Below are 24,580 nucleotides of genomic sequence, written 5' to 3' on the forward strand. Positions count from 1 at the left end.
GGGCTCCTGTTTTCACCGACGTTCTACGGCGCCGGGTACCGCTTGATACCATCCAGATTAGCCGGGGTTCAATGGAAGGGGCAATGGCGAAGTAACTCCATTTGTTGAATGTATCAACCATACGGCACTTGCTGAAAGCACTAAAGGAGGTATGATAGAATGGTAGTGCCAAAAGAACACCGGAGCAAGGATGTCAAATCGCGCAGTGAAGATTCATCGCACAGGTTCGGGTGCCGGCGCGTGCGGTGTCTGTCGGCCCCTTCCGACGAGCCTGTCCCCGGGGCGCGGCCGGGTGAAAGGGCACAGATCCCTGCACCGACAACGAGCGTTGCCGTTTTTAAACGCAAACCTGGCGCAGTCGACCGGCGGGATGGGCGTCAGGACAGTTGACCGCAGGCCCATTGCATGACCTGGCGATTTCCGATCGCAAGACCCCGCCAATCCATGAAGGTGAGCGAGACCCGTGTCGCGCTGATCGGGGCGGCGATGCTGACGCTTGGGCCCGTCTCCAGCTCGCTTTTCGCGCCTGCCCTACCCTCGGTCGTGGGTGAGCTCAACACGACGGAGGCGAAGGCGCAGCTTGCGATTTCAGCGCTTCTGGGCGGGCTCGCGATTGCGCAACTGCTTTGCGGCGCGCTGTCGGACCGCTTCGGAAGGAAGTCGGTTCTGAGCGCGTTCTTCGCAATCTTCATCGCCGCTAGTTTCTGGGCTTCGGTCGCTCAGGATATCGACCACCTGATCGCCGCTCGGTTCTTTCAGGGGATCGGCGCGTCGGCCGGTCTGATCACCTCGCGCGCCATCGTTCGGGACCTGTTTCCGCCGGAACGGGCCACACGGATTTACGCGCTTATGTCGGGGGCGATTGCCGTGGGGCCCGCGATTGCGCCTTTTGCAGGCGCGCTTCTGGTCGTGGCCTTCGGATGGCGCGCCACGCTGCTCGTGCTTGGCCTTCTCGCCCTGCTCGTCGTGCTGCTGACCGTGTTCGGCCTGCCGGAATCCAACCGGGGCGAGCGGCAGCCATTGCGGTTCGGCACCGTCATAGGCGCGCTGATACTCTTGCTGCGCACGGGGAGTTTCATCCGCCCCGCGCTGGTCGCGGCCATTCCGACCGGCACCATGTATGCCTTTGCCGCCATCACGCCGCTGCTTCTCATCGTCGAGATCGGGGTCTCGACCTCCAGCTTCGGGCTCATCCTGATGGCGCAGGCCGCCGTCTACATACTGGCGACCGTCATCTGTCGTGTGCTGATTGGCCGGATGTCCGTGGGACGCATTGCGCTGATAGGGATCGCACTGGATGCGGCGGGCGCCATCGGGCTAGCGCTTTTGCATGTGCATGACACGCTGACCGTGCTGAACGTCATGGTTCCGATTGCGCTGATCTCGTTCGGGAACGGGCTGTTCTTCCCCATGTTCACCTCGCAATCCATCTATGGCGCGCCGACAGCCCCGGGAATGGCAAGCTCGGTTCTGAACTTCCTTCAGCTCTCGACCGGCTTCATCGTGACGGCGGCGGCAAGCCTGCTGGCGGACGCCCGGTTTGCCGCCGGGACGGTCTATCCGCTGTGCATCATGGTGGCGGTGGGATTGGGCGTCCTGCACCTATCTCGCGGGAGCGAATGACGGTTGAACTGACTGTCTGTGCGGGGGCGACCGCCGCACCATATGCCAACGCGACCCGGTGAAGTCCGTGCCTCGATTGACGCGGGGTTTCGCATCACTCATCCCGGGGGCCTTGGCGAGGTTCTCAGACACAGAAAAGACGGTGCACGGCAGGAGTGTGGCACTGGATCAACTGTGGCTTCCCTGACGTCCGAAGTTGGAATGGGCCGGGACGCGTCTGACCCCGCCCAAACGAAAACCGCCCGTCGCTTGCGGCAACGGGCGGTGCAATTTCCCTTGAGTGGGAGGCGTTAGTTCACGCCTTTCATCTTCGAGAAGATCTCCGTCCAGTAGATCTCGGCGAGCGCGTCCTGATCGTTGAAATCGACATCCATCGCTTGCCATTTTTCGAGGTAGGTCAGATAGTTATCCACGATTTCCTGCGCGTTCTCGATCCCGCGTTCCTGGCCACGCGCAACCACTTGGGCCACGTTGTTCTTGGTCCATTCGTCCAGGACCGCCATGGACGCTTCGTTGAGGATGCCCAGGTTCTTGCCTTCGTCGATGGCTTTCTGACGGGCCGCAGCATCCTGCGATTCATAGGCAAGCACGCCGTTGGCCATGGCATTGGCGGCGGCACGCGCGGCAATCGCCTTGGTTTCCGACGAGAAATCGTCCCACACATCGCGGCTCAGCGCGATCGCGGCGGCGTTCACCACGGCACCATGATTGGTTTCGACGAACCAGGGAGCCACGTCGATGAACGAATAGGCGAGGTAGGTGTTGGGCGGGCCGGAGTGGCACTCGGCAGCGCCGCGTTGCAGCGCCTCATAGGCTTCGCTGAGGCTGACATTCACCGGCACCATATCGCCCAGCGCGCCAAACATCCGCGACCAAGGTGCGATGGCCCGAACACGCAGGTTGTTGAAATCCTCGGGGGCCGAGACTTCCTTGGTGCAGAAGAGGTTGTAGTTGCCAAGCGCGAACGGGGCGAGCACGATCTGGTTCAGCTCTTCCATCTCTTCGTTACAGGCTTCGCAATTGTTCACATAATAATCCATAAACGCGCCGCCCCGGGCCTGGGCCACGCCGCCGATGCCAACCAGTTCAGAGAACATGAACATGATCGGAAGCTCGGTCGCGAAGCTGACGTTCGAATAGGTCGCGCCATCGACCACGCCGTCCCGCAGGCCGGCCACCGCGGTCTTGGTGTCCACAACCCCGCCGCCGGGCACGAATTCGAAGGCGACCTCGCCGTTGGTCTTTTCGGTGATTTCCTTCAGAAACGGTTCGACGAACTGGATGTTCAGATTGGAGGTTGCTGGGGCAAATGACCCGTAGAGATATTCGCGCGCGGACGCCGGGCCTGTGACCATTGCCAGCCCCGACAGGGCGGCGACGGTTGCAAGCATGCTGAACGTTACCTTCATTTGGATTCTTCCTCCCTAAATTTCTCCGGCGGCACGCGATCATCGACGTTGCACACACCTCATGGCGCGCGCGACTCCCAACCGGCCCCGAGATCATGCAATAGGGGAAAACCTATTGTCAATACCATTGAAATGCTAAATGTAGGACCATTGTTGAGATGCCGAATCTGGAGGAGAGACAAAGAATGAAAGCCTGGGTTATGAAGGAATATTCCGGTCTCGATGGTTTGTGCTACGAGGACGTGCCCGACCCCACGCCTGGTCCCGGTCAGTACCTGATCCAGACTGAGGTTGCGGGACTTAACTTCTTCGACACGCTGATGATCCAGGGGCGCTACCAGGTGCGGCCCGAGCTACCCTTCGTTCTGGGCGCCGAGGCGGCAGGCACCGTCATTGCTGTAGGCGAGGGCGTGCCCCTGCCCGTCGGTGCCCGGATTGCTGGGTTTGCCTCGACGGGCGCATTTGCCGAGAAAGCCGTGTTCGACGCCGGTTCGGTTTACGAAGTGCCCGAGGGAACCGATCCGGCCAGTGCGATGGTGCTGCGGGGCAATTACATGACCTCGCATTATGCTCTGATGGACAAGGGCGGACTTTCCGCAGGAGAAACTGTCCTTGTGCTGGCCGCTGCCGGGGGTGTGGGCAGCGCCGCGGTCGAGATCGCAAAGGCAAAGGGCGCCCGGGTCATCGCGGTGGCACGGGGGACCGGGAAACTTGAGAGTTGCCGCAGGCTCGGGGCCGACGCGGTGTATGATTATACCGACTCGAACTGGGCCAATGAGGTCAAGAAGGATTTCGGCAGCGACGCGATCGACATCATCTACGACCCGGTGGGCGGTGAGATCGCTTTGGCGGCGCTGCGGTTGCTGGGTTGGAACGGCCGTTACCTGGTGATCGGCTTCACTTCGGGCGATATTCCGGATTTTCCTGCGAACCGCTTTCTGATCAAGAATGCCTCGGCGGTCGGTGTCCTTTATGGCGTTGCCGCCCGGCGCGACCCGGCCATTCCGGCGGCGATCCGCAAGGACATTCTGGCGATGCAGGCCGCCGGTCAGCTCAGTCCGCTGATCGAACCGCCCGTTGCCGTCACCGAGCTTCCGGCAGCTCTGGCTCGCATCGCAGGGCGCGAGACCACCGGGAAGGTGGTGCTCGCCTTTTAGGCGGGGCCCGCCCGTGGCCTCTCAGCCGCCGCTCCAGACCGGCGGCCGCTTCTCGGCAAAGGCGAGGACACCTTCGAGATAGTCCGGGCTGTTTCGCATCGCCTCGACTTCGGGCATGTCGATTGGGAAGGACTTGACGAACTCGCCGTCGAACATCGTCCTGCGCACCGTCTGCTTCGTCGCGCGCAGGGAGGCCGGGGCGGATTGCATCATCATCTCGGCCCATTCGCGGGCAACTTCCAGGGTTTTGCCTTCGGGTGCGACCGCGGTGACGAAACCAAGGTCGTAGCCCTCCTGCGCCGGGACGCGACGCCCTGTCAGCAGGATCCCCATGGCGCGCTGCATCCCGATGAACCGCGGCAGGTACTGCGCGCCTCCCGCGAGCGGCGCGAGGCCGAAACGCGGCTCGGTAAAGGCGAACCAGGCGCGCGCCTCGTCGGCGATCACGATGTCGGAGGCCAAGGCAAGTTCGAACCCGCCGCCGACGGCAAAGCCGTTCACCGCCGCAATCACGGGCTTGGATATGTCAAACCGGGTGCTGAACCCGCCAAAGCCGGAGCGCGGCATAACCCGGCGCGTGCCGCTCGCCGCATGGGCCTTAACGTCATTGCCCGCGCTGAACGCCTTGTCCCCTGCCCCGGTCAGGATGCCGATCCATTGGTCGGGATCAGACTCGAAGTCGTCCCAGACGCCTGAAAGCTCGATGTCCGCGGCGTAGTGCAACGAATTCATCGCGTCGGGCCGATTGATCGTCACGATCGTGACATGCCCCTCCCGCTCCACGGTGCAATGTTCCAGTGTCGTCTTGGTCATGGGTTCTCCTCTCTTTTATGTCGTCGCCGTGTGGTCAGCCCGCCAGGTGGCGCCGGACGTGCTCCAGGTCGGCTTGGCCAAGGCCGCATCGGGCCAGATAGCGGGCGGCACCGCCGCGCGCCGTCAAATGGTTGATGAAGGTCATGATCATCCGCGCCTCGCAGAGATAGAAGGCGGCGACCACTTCTTCGGGAAGGCGGCTCCGCGCGAGGTTGCGGGCTTTCAGCTTCTCAAGCAGCGGGCGGCCCTGCCGCTCGGTGGCGAGGTAATCGGCGACCACGGCCTCTTGCGTCGCGCCGGCGAGCAGAAGCCACATCGCGGCCACCAGGCCGGTACGGTCCTTGCCCGCCGTGCAATGGACTAGCACCGCACCCTCGCCCGCCGCCGCGATGGTGCGGAACACGCCGGCAAATCTGCTCTGGCAGGTGTCGAGGGCCTCGACATAACGTTGGCTCAGATCGAAGTCGTCGCGCGAGGCATCGATGTCGATGGGTGACAGCTTTTCGAACAGCGGGACATTCACATAGTCGAAGGCGGGATCGGTGGCGCAGGGGTTTGGCTGGACTTCAACTTCACGTGCGCTGCGCAGGTCGATCACGGTCGCAATGCCAAGGGCCCGGAGAGCGGCAAGACCGTCAGGATCAAGCTCGTGCAGCCCGTCCGATCGAAGCGCTCTGCGCCATCGAGTTGGGCCGCCGACCGTTTCGTGACCGCCCAGGTCGCGCAGGTTCGCCAATCCGCTGACCCGAGGTTCGCGCAACCTCTCTGGGTCATCGTATGGCGATTTGCTGTCCATTGGTCCTATCATTGAATGTACCTATCTTTACTTCATGCTACCGATGGCGATACGTTGTCAACAAAAGAGGAGACGCCCAGCATGGATTTCGATTACAGCGCGCGCCAGCTTCACTGGCGGGATCGTACGCGCGCCTTCATTGATGATGTGATTCGTCCTGCCCTGCCGGACTACAAGCGCCAGCGCGCCGAAGGCGACCGCTGGGCACCCGCGCCGATCCTCGATGATCTGAAGGCCAAGGCCCGTGCCGAAGGGCTTTGGAATCTGTGCATTCCACCGGGGCCGCATGAGGACGACGATTACCACGGGGCCGGACTGAACAACCTCGACTACGCGCTCTGCGCCGAGGAGATGGGGCGGCTGCCGATGTCGTCCGAAGTGTTCAATTGCAGCCCGCCTGATTCCGGCAACATGGAAATCCTGATCCGTTACGCGACGCCGGAGCAGAAGCGCCGCTATCTGCGCCCGCTGATGGACGGCACCATGCGGTCGGCCTTTCTGATGACCGAACCCGAGGTCGCCTCGTCCGATGCCACGAACCTTGAGACCCGGATCGAGCGGGACGGCGACCATTACGTGATCAACGGGCGCAAATGGTGGTCTTCCGGCCTTGGCGATCCGCGCTGCAAGTTCGCGATCCTGATGGGCAAGACCGATCCGGACGCGGCGCTGCACCAACAGCAATCGCAGGTGCTTCTGCCGCTCGACACACCCGGCATCACCATCGAGCGCATGTTGCCGGTCTTCGGTTTCGATCACGCGCCACATGGCCATGCGCAGGTGCTTCTGGAGAATGTCAGGATCCCCGCAGAAAACGTGCTTCTGGGGCCGGGCCGTGGCTTCGAGATCGCGCAGGGACGGCTGGGGCCGGGGCGCATCCACCATTGCATGCGCGCCATCGGGATCGTGGAAGAGGCGCTGGACAAGATGATCCGCAGGCTGGCCGCACGCACCACCTTCGGCCGCCCGGTTATCGAGAACTCGATCTGGGACGCCCGCATCGCCACCGCTCGCGCGGATATCGAGATGATGCGGCTTCTTGTCCTCAAGGCTGCCGACCGGATGGACAAGGTGGGCAACAAGGAAGCGCGGCTTGAGATTGCCCTGATCAAGATCGGGCTGCCGCAAAAGGCGATCCAGATCATCGACGATGCAATCCAGGCCTTTGGCGGAGCCGGGGTGACCGAGGATGCGGGGCTTGCCGATGCCTATGCCACCCTGCGCGTGTTGCGGATCGCCGACGGGCCGGACGAGGTGCATTGGCGCACGATCGCCCGGATGGAGCGGCGGAGGGCCTTGGCATGAGCGCAGGACAGCCGGACACCGCGCCGGTCGAAACGCGGAACGCGATTGACACGGCCCGGCTGGAAAGCTGGATGATCGACCATGTGCCGGGCTTCACCGGCCCCTTGCAGGTGGACCAGTTCGTCGGCGGGCAATCCAACCCCACCTTCCTGTTGCGCAGCGGTGCGGGCAATTACGTGCTGCGCCGCCGCCCGCCGGGAAACCTCCTTCCGTCCGCACATGCGGTGGACCGTGAGCATCGGGTTCTGTCGGCGCTCCATGTCGCGGGTTATGCCGTGCCGCGGCCCTTTGCGCTCTGCCTCGATGAAACGGTCATCGGCTCGATCTTTTTCGTGATGTCGGCGGTCGAGGGCCGGGTCTTCTGGAACCAGCAGCTTCCCGACCTGGACCGCGCCGACAGGCGCCCCGTGTTTCAGTCGCTGGCCGAAACGCTGGCGGCGCTTCATGCCTTCGATCCGGACGCTTTGGGCCTGTCCGATTTCGGCCCGCCGGGCAATTACTATGCCCGTCAGATCGGGCGCTGGACCAAGCAATACCGGCTGTCGCAATCGGGCGAGGTCGCGGCCTTCGAAAAGCTGATCGACTGGTTGCCCGGCTCGATCCCCGACCAGACCCGCACCACCGTGGTTCATGGCGACTTCCAGCTCCACAACACCATCCTGCACCCGACCGCGCCGCGCGTGGCCGCCGTGATCGACTGGGAGCTGTCCACGCTGGGCGATCCGCTGGCGGATCTCAGCTACATGCTGATGCAATGGCATGTCTCGGGCGGTCGCCAGGTTGGGCTTGGTGGCGCCGATCTGGATGCGCTGGGGATACCCGGGCAGGACGAGATGGTCGAGACCTATTGCCGGGCCGCCGGTCGCAGCGATGCGCCGAAGCTCGACTGGCACCTCGCCTATAACACCTTCCGGTTCGCCTGCATCCTGCAAGGGATCGCCGGGCGGGTGCGGGAGGGGAACGCCGCCTCGCCACGGGCCCGGGAAGCCGCCGCCCGCGCGCCGGCATTGGCCGAGACCGCCTGGCGACTGGCCGAACGCGCCGGCGCCTCGGGCTGACACGGCGGCACCAGGGAGGAGAGGAACATGACAGAGGAATTCAGAGAGGTCGGCAAGCGGCTTTCGAACTGGGGGCGCTGGGGGTCTGAGGATGCCCTTGGAACCCTCAACCACATCACCGACGCCCGGCGGCTGGCCGCGGTGGCAGAGGTGCGAAGCGGAACGATCTTTGACCTCGGTATCGAGGTCACCAAGGACGGCATTCAGGCCGGAACCGGATCGCGGGTGAATCCGAGCCACCTGATGTCGCTGACTCCGGTCGATTTCGCGCATCGCGCCGACCGGATGTTCGTGGCCGACGATTACGTCTATATGCCCCTGCAATCCGTAACCCAATGGGACGGTCTGGGCCATGTCGGCTATGACGGGCTGCTCTATAACGGATACGAGTCCGGGACGATCACCACCCGGAACGGCTCTCTTGCCCTGTCGATCCACGAAATCGCCCGCACCGGCGTGGTCGGGCGCGGGGTGCTTCTGGATATCGCGCGGCTCCAGGGGGTCGACCGTCTGCCCGCCGGGTTCGCCATCGGCCCCGACCTGCTGGACGCGGCGGAAAAGGCGCAAGGCGTGACGGCAGGGCCGGGCGACATTCTGATGGTGCGCACCGGCTGGATCCGCAACTGGACCCAGGACCGCGATGTTGCGGGCTTCTGGGCGGGCGAGCCGGGGCTGTCGCTGGAGACCGCAGACTGGCTTCACGCGCGCGACATCGCGGCGGTTGCGGTCGATAACTGGGCGGTCGAGGTGACCAGGCCAGAAATGGGCCTGGCCGGGTCGCTCCCGCTCCATTGCGTGCTGATCCGCGACGTGGGCATGACGCTGGGCGAAATTTTCAACTTCGACGCGCTTGCCGAGGCCTGCGCCGCCGAGGGGCGCTGGTCCTGCCTTCTCAGCGCTCCGCCGGTCAAGGTCGTCGGCGGTGTCGGCACCCCACTGACGCCAGTCGCCATGCTCTAGGCCGGGGCCATCCGGAGCCGAAGCCGCCGTTCGTCGGGGCGCCACATGTCGCTATATTTTGCTACCATTCTATTATAGAACCATTAACCGTATCAGGCTTTGCAGCCTAGGCTCCACCGGAATTGAGGTGATGCCGCTTGGAGGAGGACCACGAGGTGTCGACCAAGGACGTAGCCGTAGAGACCGTGCGCGGTCCGCGACCCATTTCTGAGCTGGGACGAGTGCTGAGCCACGAGCATGTGGTGATGCTCAGCGACTGGAATCAGCTCGAATACCCCGAGTTTGCCTTTCCCGAAGGCCGCGATGCGGCGGTCCGCAAGATCAACACGCGGCTGAAAGAGCTGAAGGCGGCCGGCATCGACTCAATGATCGACTGCACTGCCTGTGGCCATGGCCGCGACATCGCACTTCTGGCCGAGGCGAACCGTGACGTGGATTTCAACATCGTGGTGTCGACCGGCATCTATACCTATGACGAGCTGCCCTTCCCCTTCAAACGCTTCGGCCCCGGGCCAGGCGAGGGCCGCGAACAGGATCTGATGGCGCGGATGTTCCTGAAGGATATCCGCGAGGGAATCGCGGGCAGCGGGATCAAGGCCGGGGCGATCAAAGTCTGCACCGACCGGCAGGGAGTAACCCCGAATATCGACCGCATTCTTAGGGTGGCCGCCGTGGTTCACCGGATGACCGGCGTGCCGATCACCACCCACACCAACGCGGCGGGCAAGGTGGGCCTAGACCAGCAACGTATCTTTGCCGAGGAAGGTGTGGACCTTGCCTGTGTCACCATCGGCCATTCCGGCGATTCCAGCGATCTCGACTACCTGCGCAGCCTGATGGAGGCGGGGTCGATGATCGGCGCCGACAGGTTCGGTTTCGTCATGCCGGGCCAGCCCGGTCTGGATCAGCGGGTCGCGACGGTGGCGGCACTGGTGCGTGACGGGTTCGCCGACCGGATCGTCCTCTCGCATGACGCCACGATCCACACAGACTGGTGGCCTGACGATCCCGAACGCAGCGGATTTCCCGCCGACTGGACCCAGCTTCTTATCCCGCAGGAGGTGCTCCCGCGCCTTGCGAAGGCAGGGGTGAGCGAGGCCGATATCGAGAAAATGCTGGTCGCGAACCCGGCCCGCTGGCTTGCACCCGTAAGCCCCTATTGAGCTTTACGACCCGGAACAAAACCCAAAGACCAACGGAGGAGACCCATGAAGACCTTTATCAAGAAGACCCTGGCGGCGACAGTCGCCGCCCTTGCCCTGTCCGGCGCGGCTCAGGCACAGGATGCGCTCAAGATCGGCCTTGTCGCGCCGATCAAGACCATCGGGGGCGAGGAATTTCAGCGCGGCGCCGATCTGGCCGCCGAGATGATCAACGAAGCTGGCGGTGTCGGCGGCAGCCCCATCGAGCTGATCGCCTATGACGATGGCTATGAACCGGCGCAGGCGGTGTCGGCCGGGCGTCGTCTGTTCAGCGAAGACGGCGTGAAGCTGATCGTCGGCGGGTATAACAGCGCCGTCGCGGTCGCGCTGTTGCAGGTGGTGCAGCAGAACCAGGGCGTCATGATCGCCGCCCCCGCAATTCACCCGGACATCACCAAGTACGAGCGCGGCTTCCGCACCAACTTCACCCTTGCCCAGAACGTGTTGGCCCTGCGCCAGTTTGTCGATGCAGTCGATCCGGAAGCCCGGATCGCGATCATCGCCGAAAACGGCGATTACGGTCGCCTCGTCTCGGGGCTGCTGGAGAAGGAATTCGGTGATCAGGTTGTCGAAAGCGACCTTTACGAGATCATGGCGCAGACCGATTTCTCGTCCATCGCCACCCGGATCAAGGAGCAGAACCCGACCCTCGTCGCCGGTGTCTGGGGCGCGACCGAACAGGGCGCGGCGATGATGCGGGCGATCCGCGAGGCCGGGATCGACGCCACGCTCTTCCCGATGCCCGGCAACCTGACGCCGCAGCTCATCGGGCTGGCCAGCGACACCATGGAAGGCGCCTATTCCGCCGACATCTGGGACGCGAGCCTGCAAAACGACGCCAACGTCGCCTTTGTCGAAGCCTTCAAGGCCAAGTTTGGCGAAACTCCCGGCAAGCTGAGCTTCCTTGGCTATGAGGCCGTGGACCTGATGGCGCATGCAGTCACGGTCGCGGGCAGCGCCGACGACACCGACGCCATTGCCGCTGCCCTGCGCGACGGCGAATTCGAGACCCCGCGCGGGACGCTCGACTTTGTCGATAACCAGGCCACCGCCAATGGCAACCGTCTGGTCGAAGTCGTGAACGTCAACGGCACGATCCAGGCCCGTTGACCCGACCTCTGCCGCCTCCCCGAACGGGGAGGCGGTGCCCATGCAATGGAAGATACGGATGCTGCTTGCTCAACAAATCGTTAACGGCCTGTCGATCGGGTTGAACTATGCGCTGATCGCACTTGGGCTGACGCTGGTCTTCGGCGTGCTCCACGTGATCAACTTCGGTCATGGTCAGGTGGTCATGATCGGTGCCCTGGCGGCGCTTTATGCGGCCGAGCTGCTGAATCTGCCCTATGTCCTGACACTCCCCGTCGCGGCGGCTGCCGCCGGCCTTCTGGGCGTCGTCCTACACCTCGCTGCGGTGCGCCCGGTGGTGCGACGACGAGACGGGCACCAGGATGTGCTGCTCACAACATTCGCAGCGGGTCTTCTGATCCACGAGGCCGTACTTGCCTCCCGCGGGCCCGCGCCGGCGCGGTTCGACGGTATCCCCGGAGTCCTGCATGTCGGGCCGCTCATGCTGACCAATCAGCGCCTGTTTATCATCATCGTGGCCGGGCTGACCCTTCTCGCCCTGCTCTACCTGATCCGCATGACCCGCTTCGGGAACGAACTGCGCGCCCTGGCCGAAAACGAATTCGCCGCCCGCGCGGTCGGGATCGACACCGGCAAGGTGATCCTTGTCACCTTTGCCATGTCCGCCGCAATCGGCGGGCTGGGCGGCGCCTTGCTGGCCCCGCTGTCGGCCTTCAGCCCCAATATCGGCCAGGGGGCGCTGATGACCGCCTTCGTCATCGTGGTTGCCGCCGGGCTGGGATCGGTCTGGGGCACGGTCGCCTTCGCCGCGCTCTACGGCATCCTTGAATCGGTCCTGTCCCTCACATTCGACCAGGGCATGGCAAGCGCCACGGTATCCGGCCTCATGCTGCTCATACTTATTGCCCGGCCCAACGGCCTTTTCGGGAAAGCCTGATGAGACTTCTTGTCCTTGCCGCGGGCCTCGCCGCAGCCGCCCTGATTCCGACCCTGACCGGGTCCGCCTATATTCTTGACGTGCTGGCCTATGGCGGTGTGCTGGCGCTGTTCGCCCTGTCCGTCGCCATTGTGGTGGGGCAGATCGGCTTTATCACCTTCGGTCATGCCGCGTTTCTGGGCCTGGGCGCCTATACCAGCGCGATCCTCGCGCCGACGCTGGGATACTGGGTGACCGTTCCGCTTGCGCTGCTGCCCGGTGTGGTCTTCGGCATCGCCTTTGGCGCGCTGTCGGCCCGGCTGAACGGCGCGTATTTCGCCATCGCGACACTGGTGATCGCCGGCCTTCTGGAATATTTCGCCGCCAACCTTGTCGGGCTCACCAATGGCCCCATGGGGCTTCTGGCCATGCCCGAAAGCGCGCCGGGCACCGGGTTGGTCGGGTGGAACGATGCCCAAGGCTATTTGTTCTGGGTGCTTGCGGTGCTGGTTCTTGCTTGGGCCGGACTTGCAAACCTGGTCGCTGGGCCGATGGGCCGCCGCTGGCACGCCACCCGCGACGATCCGAACCTGGCGGAATCGCTTGGCGTTCCGACCCGCTGGGTGCGCATGCGCGCCATGGCCGTGTCCGGCGCGCTCGCCTCGCTGGCCGGGGCGCTTCTGGTGCCCAAGATCATCGTGGTGTCCCCCACCGTCTTTGGCATCGACAACTCAGCCATCGGTGTCCTGGCCGTCATCTTCGGCGGTCGGGCCACGCTGGCGGGCCCCGTGATCGGCGGCGCGCTGTTTGCCATCCTGCCGGAGATGTTCCGGGGCATCGGCGAGCTCAACACCGCGCTCTTCGCACTGATCCTTCTGGCCACGGTCGTGGTGTTCCCGGGCGGCCTCATGTCGGTGCTGGATCTCCTGCCCCGGCGCAAACCAAAAGCGGAGGATGCGCCGGAGCCCGTGTCCGATCAGGACATGGCCCAGGCGCTGCCCGAAAAGAAGGACAGACCCGATTGCGCGCCGATCCTCACAATCGAGGGGGTCAGTCGCCAGTTCGGCGGGCTGACCGCCGTGGACAACGTGGACCTGACGGTTGCCGAAGGCGAGATCCTTGGCCTGATCGGGCCGAACGGGGCGGGGAAGACGACGTTCTTTACCATGCTGAGCGGGTTCCAGACCGTCAGTGCGGGCAGCATCCATCTGCGCGGAGAAGACATTATCGGGCTCGCGCCGCACAAGATCGCGGCCAAGGGCCTGGTCCGGACGTTCCAGCACTCGGCGGTGTTTCCGCGCCTCAGTGTGGTCGAAAACATGCTTTGCGCCACCAACATGCAGCACCCTTCGGGCTTCTGGGCCACGCTGCTCAAGACGCCCCGCTATCGCCGGGAGGAAGCCGAACGGCGGCGTATCGTCCGGGCCGGGCTGGCCGAAGTCGGCCTGTCGCACCGCGCCCATGACGCCGCTGTCGACCTGCCCTATGGCGAACAGAAGCTTCTGGGTGTCGGCATGGCGCTGATGGTTCGGCCCGATCTTCTGCTGCTTGACGAGCCTGCGGCCGGTCTCAACATGGTCGAGGCCAATCGCCTGCGCGATGTTCTGGCGGACCTGCGCGACCGGGGCATGACGATCCTGATCGTGGACCACAACCTGACCATGCTGATGAGCTTCGTGGACCGCATCGCGGTCCTGCATCACGGGCGCAAGATCGGCGACGGCGCCCCGGCCGAGATCGCCCGTCAAGCCGATGTCGTCGAAGCCTATCTGGGCGGCTCCAAGGAGGGCGAGAATGCTTGAGGTCGAAGGTCTTGAGGTCAGCTATCGCGGCAATTGCGCGGTCGATGGCATCTCTCTGTCCATCGCGGCGGGCGAGGTCGTCGCGCTGATCGGCGCCAACGGCGCGGGCAAGTCATCGGTGCTGAAGGCCCTGATGGGGCTGGTTCCGGCTGCAAGCAAACGGCTGGACCTTGACGGCAGCCCGATTGCCGGGTTGCCGACGCGGCGCCGTATCCAGGGCGGGCTGGCGCTGTCACCCGAAGGCCGGGCGGTCTTCCCCCGGATGAGCGTGGACGAGAACCTGTCGCTCGGGCGGCCCGGCGGCGGCCACGAGGAGGACCGCAATGCGATCCGCCGGATGTTCCCCCGCCTGTCCGAACGCGCCACGCAGGCGGCGGGAACGTTGTCGGGCGGCGAACAGCAAATGCTAGCCATCGGTCGGGCTCTGATGGCGCGGCCCCGGCTGCTTTTGCTGGACGAGCCGACGCTGGGGCTGGCCCCGGTCATTGTGCAGGAGATCGGGCGTATCATCGACGAGGTGCGCGCCGCCGGGACGGCCGTTCTGGTCGCCGAGCAGAACGCACTGGCCGCGCTGGGTTGGGCCAACCGGGCCTATGTCCTGACCAACGGCAGCGTCACCATGCAGGGCGATGCGGCGGATCTGATAGACAACGAGGAAGTCCGCCGCGCCTATCTCGGCGTTTGATCGGGGGCGGGCAGCAGGCCCGCCTTCTGATACCGGGCAATCCACTTGGCGAACATCGTGTCACTATCCAGCACCTCGGTGAACCCGGCCTGCCGGATCTTCACCTCGGACAGGATCACCGGCGAGCGGATCGCCTGCGTGCCGTACCCCATCGAGAAATCGGCAAGCTGGGCAGAAGAGCCAACGAAGGCGTCAAGCCCGGGTGCGGCAAGCCCCTGCGCCTGCCGGATCGCGTCCCAGGCCGGGGCCTGCCCCGGCAGGGTTTCGGCAAGGCTCTGACGACGGGGCTCGCCCGGCTCCATCCCGAAGGCGCGTGCGATGCCGGGCCAGACATCGCCGAAGCGAAACACCTCGCCGTTGGCGACGTTGAACGCCTGCCCTGCCGCCGCCGGGCTGCCCGCCGCCCATTCGGCGGCGGCGGCCAAAAGATCGGTGTCGGTCGCCTGCTTTAGAAGCTGCGGATCGCCGGGAAACGACAAGGGTTCGCCCCGCGCCCGGGCCAGCGCCGCATAGACCCCGATGGCGGCGAGCCAGTTCATCGCACCGCCAATGGCTTGCCCCAGCACGAAGACGGGCCGCAGGATGGTGAAGTCCCATCCCGCCGCTTTCCCCGCCTGTCGCACCAGATCCTCCTGATCCCAATAGAAATTCGGTATGTCGCGCCGTTCGTGCACATCCTCGCGCGCCAGGATCGGGAGCGGGCCGACATGCACGCCATAAGCCTTGGGCCCCTGAAAAAGTGTCACATGAGCCAGGCCCGGCGCATGGCGCGCAAGCCCGTCCAGAAGGTTGCGCAGCATCGCGGTGTTGGTGTCCACATGCCCCTTTCGGGTCCAGCCCGAGACCAGCTCGGCCTCTTCATGAAGCGCGGCATAGATCACATGGGTCACGTCCGAAAGCGCCGCGCCCGCCGCCTCGATCGCGGCGGGATCGGTCAGGTCGAGCGAAAGGTGACCGGCGCCGAATGTGGCAAACGGCGGCCTGCGCGACAGAGCGGTGACCTTCGCGCCCGGGCGGCCGGAAAGCCGGCGCAGGCAGGCATTGCCGACCAACCCCGACGCACCCGCAACCAGCCAGTGTTCGCTCATTCGATCAGGCCCGAGTTGTAGAACCCGTCGATCTCGTCCGCGGAAAAGCCCATCGCTTCCAGAATCTCGCGGCTATGCGCGCCCTTTTCGGGCGCGGGGCCGGGCGGGCGCTTCTCGATCCCGTCGATGGTCAGCGGGCTGTCGATGGTCAGGCCGCCGGGAAGATGCGCGGCCTCGACGATCGCACCGGCGGCGCGCATCTGGGCGTCGTCGCGGGCATCGCCGGGTTGAGCCACCATGCCCACGGTCAGCCCGGCGCGTTCGAACAGCGCGCGCCAGTCCGCTGCCGGTTTCGCACGAAACGCCTGGGTCAGCTCGGCCGCCAGTGCGGTGGCGTTGTCGCGCCGTCCCTGTGGCGTATCGAACCGCGGGTCGCTGGCCAGCGCCTGCCGGTCCAGCACCTCCAGCAACGTTGGCCAGGCTTCGTCCGATTTGATCAGCGAGAGGATCAGCCAGCGCCCGTCCGCGCTGGGATAAAAATTCGTCATCGCGTTGCGGGGCCGGGTGTACGGTTCGCGATACACCATCTCGGCCCCGTTCAGGGCGGCCTGCACATAGACACCGTTCGACCAGATGCCGTTGCCGATCAGCGTCGACGACACGCGCCCGCCCTGTCCGGTCCGTTCGCGCCGCCAGAGCGCCGTCATGATCGCGCCGAACAGCGCCAGCGCCGTGGATTGATCGCCCGCTCCGGCGGTGAGCGACGCTGGCTGCGCCTCGACCGAGGGCCGCACAAGGTCGGCCAGACCAGAACGCGCCCAGAACGTCGTCGCGTCGAAGCCGGGCCGGTTCATCTCTGGCCCGCAGTCGCCATGCCCGGACAGAAGCGCATAGATCAGGCGCGGGTTGAGCGCGTGAAACCTCTCATAGTCCAGGTCGAGCGCCTTGCGCTGACGCGGCAACATGTTGGTGACCGCGATGTCGGCATCCTGCGCCAGACGCATGAGTATGTCGCGACCCTCTTCGCGCCGCAGGTCGAGGCAGATCGAGCGCTTGTTGCGCCCCAGAAGATCCCAGACATAATCCCGCTCGGAATTTGGCAGGTTCTCAAGCCGGAAGGTCCGCCGCGCGCCGTCGCCGATACCTGGCGGTTCGACCTTGATTACATCCGCGCCGAAATCGGCCAGGATCGTCGCCGCGCTTGGCCCTGCAATGAAGTTGGCAAAATCGATCACCCGCAGGCCGTCGAACAGAGTTTCTCGACTCATAGAAAAATCCTTGCTAGCCATTGTCATTCTTAATGGTTATACCATTAATATCGTTGAACACTACACGGATCGAACTTCTGGGGGAAGCATGGAAGGAATTCAGTCGCCAGTGCGTCTTGCGAGCATCACGACACCCGAACGGACCACCGAGCAGGATGAACTGGAGCGCCGCGCAACTTTTGCGGCCGGCGGCTTCGGGGCCATGGGCCTTGCCGAAGGCAATACGGTCGCGACTTTGTTGCGCAACGACATACCCTGTATCGAGGCCAGCGTCGCCGCACAGAAGGTCGGTTGCTATTATGTGCCGATCAACTGGCATTCGTCGCCGGACGAAGTGCTTTACGTGGTCGAGGATTGCGCGGCCGACCTGCTGATCGCACATGCCGATCTGTGGCACGAGATCGCAGGTCGCGTCCCCGAGAGCTGCCATGTGCTGATCGTGCCGACGCCGACGTTTATTGCAGACTCCTACAGGATCCCGTCCGAGACTTGCGGCGTCCCTGCGGGCATGGAGACCTGGGACGATTTCATCGAGAAAAGCGAACCTCGTACCGAGGCGGACGCTGCGCCGCGCGGTGCCGTGATCTATACCTCCGGGACAACCGGCAAGCCGAAGGGTGTGAAGCGCGAGGCCATGGACCCGGCGCTTGCCGCCCGCAATGTCGGAGTGTTCCGCCACACGTATGGGCTGGCGCCCGATGTGCGCACGTTGATCACCACACCGCTGTACCATGCGTCCCCGAACGCTTTCGCCCGCTATGCGGCGACGCGGGGCGAGCTTCTGGTGCTCGCCCCGCGTTTCGATCCAGAGCAGTTCCTTGCCACGGTCGAGAAATACAAGATCAACACCGTAACGGCCGTGCCGACGATGTTCATCAAGCTTCTCAAACTGCCCAGCGAAACCCGCGAGAAATACGACGTCAGCTCGCTGCGTTGGATCAGCCATACGGCCAGCGCCTGCCCTCCGGAAGTGAAGCAGGCGATGATCGACTGGCTTGGACCGATCCTGCACGAAGTCTATGGCGGCACCGAGGTGGGTATTGCAATCCATTGCGATTCCGAAGAATGGCTCAAGCGTCCCGGCACGGTCGGAAAATGCGTCGAAGGGTGCGAGATGCGCATCTACTCGGACGAAGGCGAGCTTTTGCCGCCGGGCGAACCGGGCGAGATCTACATGCGCAACGAGAACTACTCCGACTTCACCTATATCAACCGCCCGGAGGAGCGGGCGAAGTCCGAGAAGGATGGTTTCATCTCGATCGGCGATGTCGGCTATACCGACGAGGAAGGCTATCTCTATATCAGCGACCGCAAGCGCGACATGGTGATCTTCGGCGGGACGAACATTTACCCGGCCGAGATCGAGTCGGCGCTGATCCAGCATCCCGGCGTGGCCGATTGCGCCGTGATCGGGCTGCCGGATGCCGAATTCGGCGAGGTCGTGGCGGCCTATGTCAAGGCGGCGGAGGGCGCGGCGCCGAGCGAGGACGATCTGCGCGGCTTCCTGGCCGAACGGATCGCCAAGTTCAAGATACCCAAGACCTTCACCTTCCTGCCCGAGTTGCCGCGTGAGGAAAGCGGCAAGCTGATGAAGCGGAAACTGCGCGACCAGTTCGCCAAACCAGTCTGAGCCACCGATGGTATTCACCGACCTGCGCCTGCCTGTCGTCGGTGCGCCGATGTTCCTGGTCTCTGGCCCGGATCTTGTCGTCGCGCAGGGACAGGCGGGCATCCTTGGGACGTTTCCGGCCTTGAATGCCCGCAGCACAGAGGCGTTCGGAGATTGGTGCGACGAGATCGCCGGGCGCCTGCCGCCCGGTGCGCCCTGGGGCGTCAACCTCATCGCCGCGCCGACCAATACGCGGCTGGAGGCCGACCTTGCCGTCTGCGTCGACCGCAAGGTTCCGGTCGTGATCACCAGCCTGCGCGCGCCGCGCGACATTTCCGAGGCGGTGCGCGGGTATGGCGGGATACATCTGCATGATGTGACGACTGTCCAGCATGCCGAAAAGGCGCTGGATCAGGGTGCGTCCGGGCTTGTCCTTGTTGCCGCCGGGGCGGGTGGACATGCCGGGCGACTGTCACCCTTTGCCTTCGCCGCCGAGGTGCGCCGCTTTTTTGCCGGTCCCTTGCTGCTGGGCGGCGGGATCGGAACCGGAGCGGGCGTTCTGGCAGCGCAAGCAGCCGGGGTGGATGCGGCCTATGTCGGTACGCGCTTCATCCCGGCGACGGAATCACTCGCGCCGGAGCGGCACCGCGCCATGATCCTTGAGGCGGGGGCGGATGACATTGTCAATACGCCGCTCTTCTCCGGCGTGGCGGCGAATTACCTGCGCGCCTCGGTGGTCGAGGCGGGTCTCGATCCGAAGACCCTGCCCGCCGGCGCGCGGCTCGATCCCGACACCCCGCGGCCAGAAGGGTTGCGGGCCTGGATTGACATCTTGTCTGCGGGCCAGGGCGTGGCGAGTTCGGCCAAGGTCGAGACCGCCGCGGAAATCGTCGATACGCTGGAGACGGAATACCGCGCCGCGCTGACGCGGATCATGCCGGAGGGCGCCGCCTAGGCGCCTTTGAACCCGGCCCGGCCGTCAGGATCCGAGGCCGGGAAAGGCAGCGGGGCGCTTCTCCTTCATCGCCGCCATGGCTTCGCGAAAATCCGCGCTTTTCAGGCTTTCCGCGAGCTCCCGCTCGCCGCGGGCCATCACCGTGTCGATATCGTCGAAACGAAGCTGCTGGACCTGGCGCTTGATGATCGCGGCCGAGCGGGGCGAGATCGCGGTGGCCATTTCGGCGGCATAGGCTTGCACCGACGCGGCGAAATCCTCGACCGGCAGGACCTGGGTCACTAGACCGATCCGCAATGCCTCTTCCGCGCCGACTTTGCGCCCGCTCAGAAGGATTTCCATCGCACGGGCCTGTCCCACGACATTGGTCAGGGCCCAGTCGATCCCCTTCTCGGCGATCAGCCCCATGCGCGAGAACGAGCCGATGAACGCGCCACGGTCGGACGCGATACGGATATCGCAAAAGAGCGACAAAACGTACCCGATACCGACGGCGGGCCCGTCGACTGCCGCGATGACGGGCTTGGGCACCGCGGCCGGGATCGAGAACTTGCCGCGATAGATCTCGGGCGTACCCGCAGGCCAGGGATCTTCGCCCGGCGGTTCGGGCAGCTTGGCGGTGCCGTCCTGAAGCGCCTTCAGAAATTCGGTGTCCGCCCCGGCGCAGAACGCCCGGCCGGCCCCGGTGATGACCACCACCCGCACTTCGGGATCGGAAACGGCCGCGGCGAGGCTGGCGCGCAAACCCTCCTCGATGTCGCCGTTCCATGCGTTCATCCGGTCGGGCCGGTTCATCGTGATCGTCAGCACGCCGGCATCGAGCCGGGTCAGGACCGCGTCGTTCATTCCGCATCCTCCAGCCGGGCACGGCCTGCTGCGAAAACACGGGTCTGGCGCGCGGGAACCGAGGCCTCGAACAGCACAGAGTCGGCGTCGCGCCAAGCACAAAGCTTCAGCGTTTCGCCAGGGAAAAGCGGGCGGCTCAGTCGCCCCGAAATCTCGGCCAGGCGGCCACCGAAGGAGTCCAGAACACCGCGCGCCATCAGGCCGTAGGTGCAAAGCCCGTGCAGAATCGGGCGGTCGAACCCGGCCTTTGCGGCGGCGGCGGGATCGGCGTGAAGCGGGTTGATGTCGCCGGACAGCCGATAGATCAGCGCCTGTTGCGGCAGGGTCGGCAGCGTCACCACCGCATCCGGCGCACGGTCGGGTGCGGCCCAGTCGTCGACCGGCTCGGGTACAGTTCCGCCGAAGCCGCCGTCGCCGCGACAGATATAGGTCGAGACGGTGGTGGCCACCGGGGTTCCGTCGGCCGTGGCGATATTGCGGTCGACCTCGACCACCGCACCGCGTTCGGCGCCCCTGTCATAGATCGCCGCAACGCGGGAGGCCGCGACCAGCGGCACCCCGATCGGCACGGGCCGGTAATTCGTGAGCGATTGTGCCCCATGCACGATCTTGCGCCAGTCGAGCCCGGCCTTCGCGAACCACATGCCCGGGCTTCCCAGGACCACGGGCATGGTGGGAAAGGCTTCCAGCGCGCTTTCGTAGACGTAGCGCAGCTGATTGGTGTCGGTCGGGTCATTTCCCAGACCCACGCCCAGCCCATAAAGGATTGCGTCGCGCGGGGTGACCTCGAACTGAATCTCGCCGAATGAAAATGCGCGGAGCTCGGCCTCGTCGATCATGATGATTTCCTTTCGTATTCCGGTTCTGCGACAAGCGCCGATGCGATCCGGCTACGTGGCGCGGTTTCGCCGCCGAGCGCGATCGACAGGTAGAGCAACCGTTTGAAGTACCCGCCGATGGCCATTTCCTGCGTCATGCCCATGCCGCCATGAAGCTGGATGGCCCTTTCGCCAATAGTCCGGGCGGCGGTCGTGATCTGGGCCAGCGCCCGGTCGGCCAGCCCCGCCTCGGCCGGGGTGCCGTCCGGTGCGACGAGCATCGCGGCCATGGTGCGGGCCAGCTCGGCATCGGCATGCATATCAGCCATACGGTGGCGTAGGGCCTGAAACCTGGCCAGCGGCTGGCCGAACTGGGTGCGCTCCTGCAGGTAGCCTGACGTGACCTCGATGGCGCGTTCCATGGCCCCGACCGTTTCAGCTGCCAGCGCAGCGCGACGCAGGCTCTGCGTCCGAGCGGCTGTGGTCCGCAGCCCCTCGCCATCGGCGATCCGGGTCGCCGGGGTGGCGGTCAGTATGATGTCGGCCAGGGCGCGCCCGTCGACCGAGCGATATACGCGGCGCTCGACTTGGCCCTCGAGCGCGAAAAGCGCGAGCTCCCCCCCTGCCTGGCGAGCAAGCACGAGGTAGTCGGTCACCTGCGCACCACCCGGCACATGCCGGGCCACGCCGGTGAGGGTTCCGTCTGCGCCTGGCTCAAACGGCGCGCCAAGGCCCAGGACCATGGCGATCCGCGAGCCTGTCACCAGCCCTTCGGCAAGGCCGTCCAGCGCCGCTGTGTCGAGCACGGTTCCGGCCAGCGTCGCAGCGACGAGAGCCGCCTCGACCACAGGTTCAGTCACAAGCCCGCGTCCGCATTCCTCGGCCAGCGCAAGCGTCGCTCCGGCGGGAAGGCCGAGTCCGCCCAAGTCCTCTGGCAGGGCGATGGCATGCCAGCCAAGCTCGGCCATCGCGGCCCAGTTGTCGACCGAATGCCCACTGTCATCGGCGCGATACTCGGACTCGATCCAGCGTCGGGCGCTTTCGGCGATCATCCCGGCATCTTCGCTGCGCAGAAACATCTCGCTCATCCCCGACCCCCTTCTGCGCCCAAGAGCCCGCGCGCGAGCAGTGACCGCTGAATCTCGTTGGTGCCGCCATAGATCGAGGACGCACGGCCATAGAGATATTCCTCGATGACGCCTTCGCTCAGCTCGGCAGCCGCAGCGTCGAGCCTGGCGAGCGCGCCGGTCGCCTCGGGCCCGGCCATGGCCGCTTCGGCGCCGATGGCTTCGCGCAGGAGCCGCGTCATTTCCTGCTGGATCTCGGTGCCGCGCAGTTTGAGGATCGAGGCACCCCCGCCGATGTCTCCGCCCTGCGCCTGCACCGCGAGGTAACGCAGCTCGGTCAGTTCCAGCGCGGTGAGCGCGATCTCGACCTCGGCCAGCGCGGCCATGAAGGACGGCGCCTGAGCCAGCGGCAGGCCGTCCGGCTGCGGCAGGTGCATCGCGGCCCGGATACGGGCCAGTTGCCGGCGGCTGCGGCCTGCGCCGCTGATGTCGCTGCGTTCGTTCGCCAGAAGGAAGCGGGCATAGGCCCAGCCCTTCCCTTCCTCGCCTACGAGGTTTTCCGCCGGGACCTCGACGCCGGACAGGAACACCTCGTTCAGCGTATGGCTGCCGTCGATCGAGATGATCGGGCGCACTTCAATGCCAGGGCTGTCCATGTCGAGGAGCAGGAAGGAAATCCCGTCCTGCTTGCGCCCGCTGTCGTCGGTGCGCACAAGCGCGAACATGCGGTTGGCATGTTGGGCCTTGGTGGTCCAGATCTTCTGGCCATCGACCACGTATCGGTCGCCCTTGCGCACCGCGCGGGTGCGTAGACCGGCGAGGTCGGATCCGGCGCCGGGTTCGGAAAAGCCCTGGCACCACCAATCGTCCGCCGAAAGGATGCGCGGCAGGTAGAAGGATTTCTGCGCCTCCGATCCGAAGGCATAGATCACCGGCCCGACCATACGGGTGCCGAAGGCTGGCACCTTGGGCGCCGCGCCGAGGCCGCATTCGAGGTTGAAGAGCAACTGGCGCAGGGGTGACCAGCCCGCTCCACCATATTCTTCGGGCCAGGATGGTGCGGCCCAACCCCGTGCATTCAGCGCCTTCTGCCAGAAAACGACTTCGGACTTTGTGGCGTGGCGGCCGATGTCGGCGTTGCGTCGTGCCTCGGCAGGAAGCGCCACGGCGATGAAATCCCGCACCTCCTGCCGGAAGGTGCGGTCAGCCTCGCTCAGGAGGCCGTCTATAGGATCGACAGAGGGCATCGGTTTAAATGGCATCCCAGAAGAACACGTCCATCGTGGTCTCGAACGGGGTCAGGTCGTTTTTGACAGAGGGCATGAACACGTCACGGATGTCGTCGTGGGTCCAGCCGTTGGCACGATGGAGACCGCGAATGGGCCGCGGCTGGCTCATCACGAAGATTTCGTTCCCGCGCACGGCAAAGACCTGTCCGGTCACGTCGCTCGCATCATCGCTGGCCAGGAAGACGCTCATCGGGACCAGCTTTTCGGCAGTCATGTGCTTTCGCTTTTCGGCAAATTCCGGCGTGTCGCCGGTGGGAACCGAGGTCACCATCCGGGTCAGGGCGAAAGGCGCGATGCAGTTCGAGCGGATGCCGAAGCGCTTCATGTCGATCGCGATCGACCGCGACAGACCCGCAATCCCCGCCTTGGCAGAAGAGTAGTTCGCCTGACCCAGGTTGCCGATCAGGCCGGCGGTCGAGGTGAAGTGGACATAACTTCCCGATTCCTGCTCGCGAAATACGGTCGCTGCGGCACGGCTGACATTGTAGCTGCCATAGAGATGAACCTTGGTGACGCTGTCGAAATTATCGAAGCTCATCTTGTGGAACAATCCGTCGCGCACGATGCCGGCGTTGTTCAGGACCGTGTCGAGCCGACCGAAATTGCCGACCGCGCATTTCACCATGGCTTCGGCACCGTCCGGATCGGACACGCTGTTGTTGTCTGCGACCGCTTGGCCCCCGGCGGCAATGATCTCGGCGGCGACGTCTTCGGCCGGGTTGGCGCCGTCGGATTCTCCTTGGAGGCTAGTCCCCAGGTCGTTGACCACGACTTTGGCTCCCGCCGCACCCAAGCCGAGCGCAAGAGCGCGTCCGATGCCCCGTCCGCCACCGGTGACGATAGCGACCTTTCCGTCAAGAGGTCCCGCCATGTTGTTTCCCTTTC

22 protein-coding genes are annotated in these 24,580 nt (G+C 64.9%); 12 read left to right on the top strand and 10 right to left on the bottom strand.

What is annotated here, in order from left to right; translation table 11 throughout:
* The first annotated feature begins 405 nt into the window (after nucleotides 1–405).
* On the top strand, nucleotides 406–1,623 hold the full coding sequence (locus EP380_RS21350) for a Bcr/CflA family efflux MFS transporter (protein ID WP_127600658.1): 1,218 nt from the start codon (nucleotides 406–408) through the stop codon (nucleotides 1,621–1,623).
* A 290-nt stretch (nucleotides 1,624–1,913) separates the two neighbouring features.
* Here EP380_RS21350 and dctP read toward each other — a convergent pair whose 3' ends face one another.
* Nucleotides 1,914–3,032: a TRAP transporter substrate-binding protein DctP gene (gene dctP / locus EP380_RS21355; RefSeq protein ID WP_127600660.1), complete on the bottom strand. Its 1,119-nt coding sequence runs from the start codon at nucleotides 3,030–3,032 to the stop codon at nucleotides 1,914–1,916.
* A gap of 185 nt (nucleotides 3,033–3,217) precedes the next feature.
* Here dctP and EP380_RS21360 point away from each other — a divergent pair, with 185 nt between their 5' ends.
* The gene (locus EP380_RS21360) at nucleotides 3,218–4,189 is read left to right on the top strand and encodes an NADPH:quinone oxidoreductase family protein (protein ID WP_164749944.1); all 972 of its coding nucleotides are present in this window, start codon (nucleotides 3,218–3,220) and stop codon (nucleotides 4,187–4,189) included.
* A 21-nt stretch (nucleotides 4,190–4,210) separates the two neighbouring features.
* Here EP380_RS21360 and EP380_RS21365 read toward each other — a convergent pair whose 3' ends face one another.
* Both EP380_RS21365 and EP380_RS21370 read right to left on the bottom strand, forming a co-directional pair.
* The gene (locus tag EP380_RS21365; RefSeq protein WP_127600664.1) at nucleotides 4,211–5,002 is read right to left on the bottom strand and encodes an enoyl-CoA hydratase-related protein; all 792 of its coding nucleotides are present in this window, start codon (nucleotides 5,000–5,002) and stop codon (nucleotides 4,211–4,213) included.
* Between the two features lie 34 nt (nucleotides 5,003–5,036).
* Entirely contained in the window at nucleotides 5,037–5,798 is a 762-nt protein-coding gene (locus tag EP380_RS21370) for a tyrosine-protein phosphatase (protein WP_164749945.1), read from the bottom strand.
* Between the two features lie 81 nt (nucleotides 5,799–5,879).
* On the opposite strand from EP380_RS21370, the gene EP380_RS21375 reads away from it, so the two are divergent.
* From EP380_RS21375 to EP380_RS21410, 8 genes are all read left to right on the top strand, one after another.
* The gene (locus EP380_RS21375) at nucleotides 5,880–7,103 is read left to right on the top strand and encodes an acyl-CoA dehydrogenase family protein (RefSeq protein WP_127600668.1); all 1,224 of its coding nucleotides are present in this window, start codon (nucleotides 5,880–5,882) and stop codon (nucleotides 7,101–7,103) included.
* Nucleotides 7,100–8,161 (top strand): phosphotransferase family protein, encoded by a 1,062-nt coding sequence (locus EP380_RS21380; RefSeq protein ID WP_127600670.1) that lies wholly within the window; start codon nucleotides 7,100–7,102, stop codon nucleotides 8,159–8,161. Before EP380_RS21375 ends, EP380_RS21380 begins: the two co-directional genes overlap by 4 nt.
* Before the next feature lie 27 nt (nucleotides 8,162–8,188).
* Nucleotides 8,189–9,121 (top strand): cyclase family protein, encoded by a 933-nt coding sequence (locus tag EP380_RS21385; protein WP_127600672.1) that lies wholly within the window; start codon nucleotides 8,189–8,191, stop codon nucleotides 9,119–9,121.
* A gap of 137 nt (nucleotides 9,122–9,258) precedes the next feature.
* Nucleotides 9,259–10,284 carry a phosphotriesterase family protein gene (locus EP380_RS21390; RefSeq protein ID WP_238719979.1) on the top strand — a complete coding sequence of 342 codons (1,026 nt, stop codon included), beginning with the start codon at nucleotides 9,259–9,261 and terminating at the stop codon, nucleotides 10,282–10,284.
* A gap of 45 nt (nucleotides 10,285–10,329) precedes the next feature.
* The gene (locus EP380_RS21395) at nucleotides 10,330–11,433 is read left to right on the top strand and encodes an ABC transporter substrate-binding protein (protein ID WP_127600674.1); all 1,104 of its coding nucleotides are present in this window, start codon (nucleotides 10,330–10,332) and stop codon (nucleotides 11,431–11,433) included.
* A gap of 40 nt (nucleotides 11,434–11,473) precedes the next feature.
* On the top strand, nucleotides 11,474–12,349 hold the full coding sequence (locus EP380_RS21400; protein WP_127600676.1) for a branched-chain amino acid ABC transporter permease: 876 nt from the start codon (nucleotides 11,474–11,476) through the stop codon (nucleotides 12,347–12,349).
* Complete coding sequence (locus EP380_RS21405) at nucleotides 12,349–14,130, top strand: branched-chain amino acid ABC transporter ATP-binding protein/permease (protein WP_127600678.1); 1,782 nt, start codon at nucleotides 12,349–12,351, stop codon at nucleotides 14,128–14,130. The genes EP380_RS21400 and EP380_RS21405 overlap by 1 nt, the downstream gene beginning before the upstream one ends.
* On the top strand, nucleotides 14,123–14,815 hold the full coding sequence (locus EP380_RS21410; protein ID WP_127600680.1) for an ABC transporter ATP-binding protein: 693 nt from the start codon (nucleotides 14,123–14,125) through the stop codon (nucleotides 14,813–14,815). The genes EP380_RS21405 and EP380_RS21410 overlap by 8 nt, the downstream gene beginning before the upstream one ends.
* Here the strand turns inward: EP380_RS21410 and EP380_RS21415 are convergent.
* The gene (locus EP380_RS21415; protein WP_127600682.1) at nucleotides 14,800–15,903 is read right to left on the bottom strand and encodes an NAD-dependent epimerase/dehydratase family protein; all 1,104 of its coding nucleotides are present in this window, start codon (nucleotides 15,901–15,903) and stop codon (nucleotides 14,800–14,802) included. The two genes, EP380_RS21410 and EP380_RS21415, sit on opposite strands and share 16 nt — an antisense overlap.
* Nucleotides 15,900–17,111 (bottom strand): CaiB/BaiF CoA transferase family protein, encoded by a 1,212-nt coding sequence (locus EP380_RS21420; RefSeq protein WP_164749946.1) that lies wholly within the window; start codon nucleotides 17,109–17,111, stop codon nucleotides 15,900–15,902. The genes EP380_RS21415 and EP380_RS21420 overlap by 4 nt, the downstream gene beginning before the upstream one ends.
* Here EP380_RS21420 and EP380_RS21425 point away from each other — a divergent pair.
* Nucleotides 17,002–18,741, top strand: coding sequence for an AMP-binding protein (locus tag EP380_RS21425; protein ID WP_238719980.1), 1,740 nt, complete (start codon nucleotides 17,002–17,004; stop codon nucleotides 18,739–18,741). The two genes, EP380_RS21420 and EP380_RS21425, sit on opposite strands and share 110 nt — an antisense overlap.
* 7 nt (nucleotides 18,742–18,748) lie before the next feature.
* A complete protein-coding gene (locus EP380_RS21430) occupies nucleotides 18,749–19,675 on the top strand; it encodes an NAD(P)H-dependent flavin oxidoreductase (RefSeq protein WP_127600688.1) in 927 nt (308 codons plus the stop codon).
* 24 nt (nucleotides 19,676–19,699) lie between these two features.
* Here EP380_RS21430 and EP380_RS21435 read toward each other — a convergent pair whose 3' ends face one another.
* The 5 genes from EP380_RS21435 to EP380_RS21455 are packed head-to-tail and all read right to left on the bottom strand — an operon-like array spanning nucleotide 19,700 to nucleotide 24,566.
* A complete protein-coding gene (locus EP380_RS21435; RefSeq protein WP_127600690.1) occupies nucleotides 19,700–20,521 on the bottom strand; it encodes an enoyl-CoA hydratase-related protein in 822 nt (273 codons plus the stop codon).
* Nucleotides 20,518–21,360 carry a MaoC/PaaZ C-terminal domain-containing protein gene (locus tag EP380_RS21440; RefSeq protein WP_127600692.1) on the bottom strand — a complete coding sequence of 281 codons (843 nt, stop codon included), beginning with the start codon at nucleotides 21,358–21,360 and terminating at the stop codon, nucleotides 20,518–20,520. Before EP380_RS21440 ends, EP380_RS21435 begins: the two co-directional genes overlap by 4 nt.
* On the bottom strand, nucleotides 21,357–22,427 hold the full coding sequence (locus EP380_RS21445; RefSeq protein WP_127600694.1) for an acyl-CoA dehydrogenase family protein: 1,071 nt from the start codon (nucleotides 22,425–22,427) through the stop codon (nucleotides 21,357–21,359). The genes EP380_RS21440 and EP380_RS21445 overlap by 4 nt, the downstream gene beginning before the upstream one ends.
* Complete coding sequence (locus EP380_RS21450; RefSeq protein WP_127600696.1) at nucleotides 22,424–23,653, bottom strand: acyl-CoA dehydrogenase family protein; 1,230 nt, start codon at nucleotides 23,651–23,653, stop codon at nucleotides 22,424–22,426. The genes EP380_RS21445 and EP380_RS21450 overlap by 4 nt, the downstream gene beginning before the upstream one ends.
* A gap of 4 nt (nucleotides 23,654–23,657) precedes the next feature.
* Nucleotides 23,658–24,566, bottom strand: a complete 909-nt coding sequence (locus EP380_RS21455) for an SDR family NAD(P)-dependent oxidoreductase (protein ID WP_127600698.1) — start codon at nucleotides 24,564–24,566, stop codon at nucleotides 23,658–23,660.
* Between the last annotated feature and the right edge of the window lie 14 nt (nucleotides 24,567–24,580).

The organism is Nitratireductor alexandrii, from assembly GCF_004000215.1.
In the GTDB taxonomy this organism is placed as follows: Bacteria; Pseudomonadota; Alphaproteobacteria; order Rhizobiales; family Rhizobiaceae; genus Mangrovimarina; species Mangrovimarina alexandrii.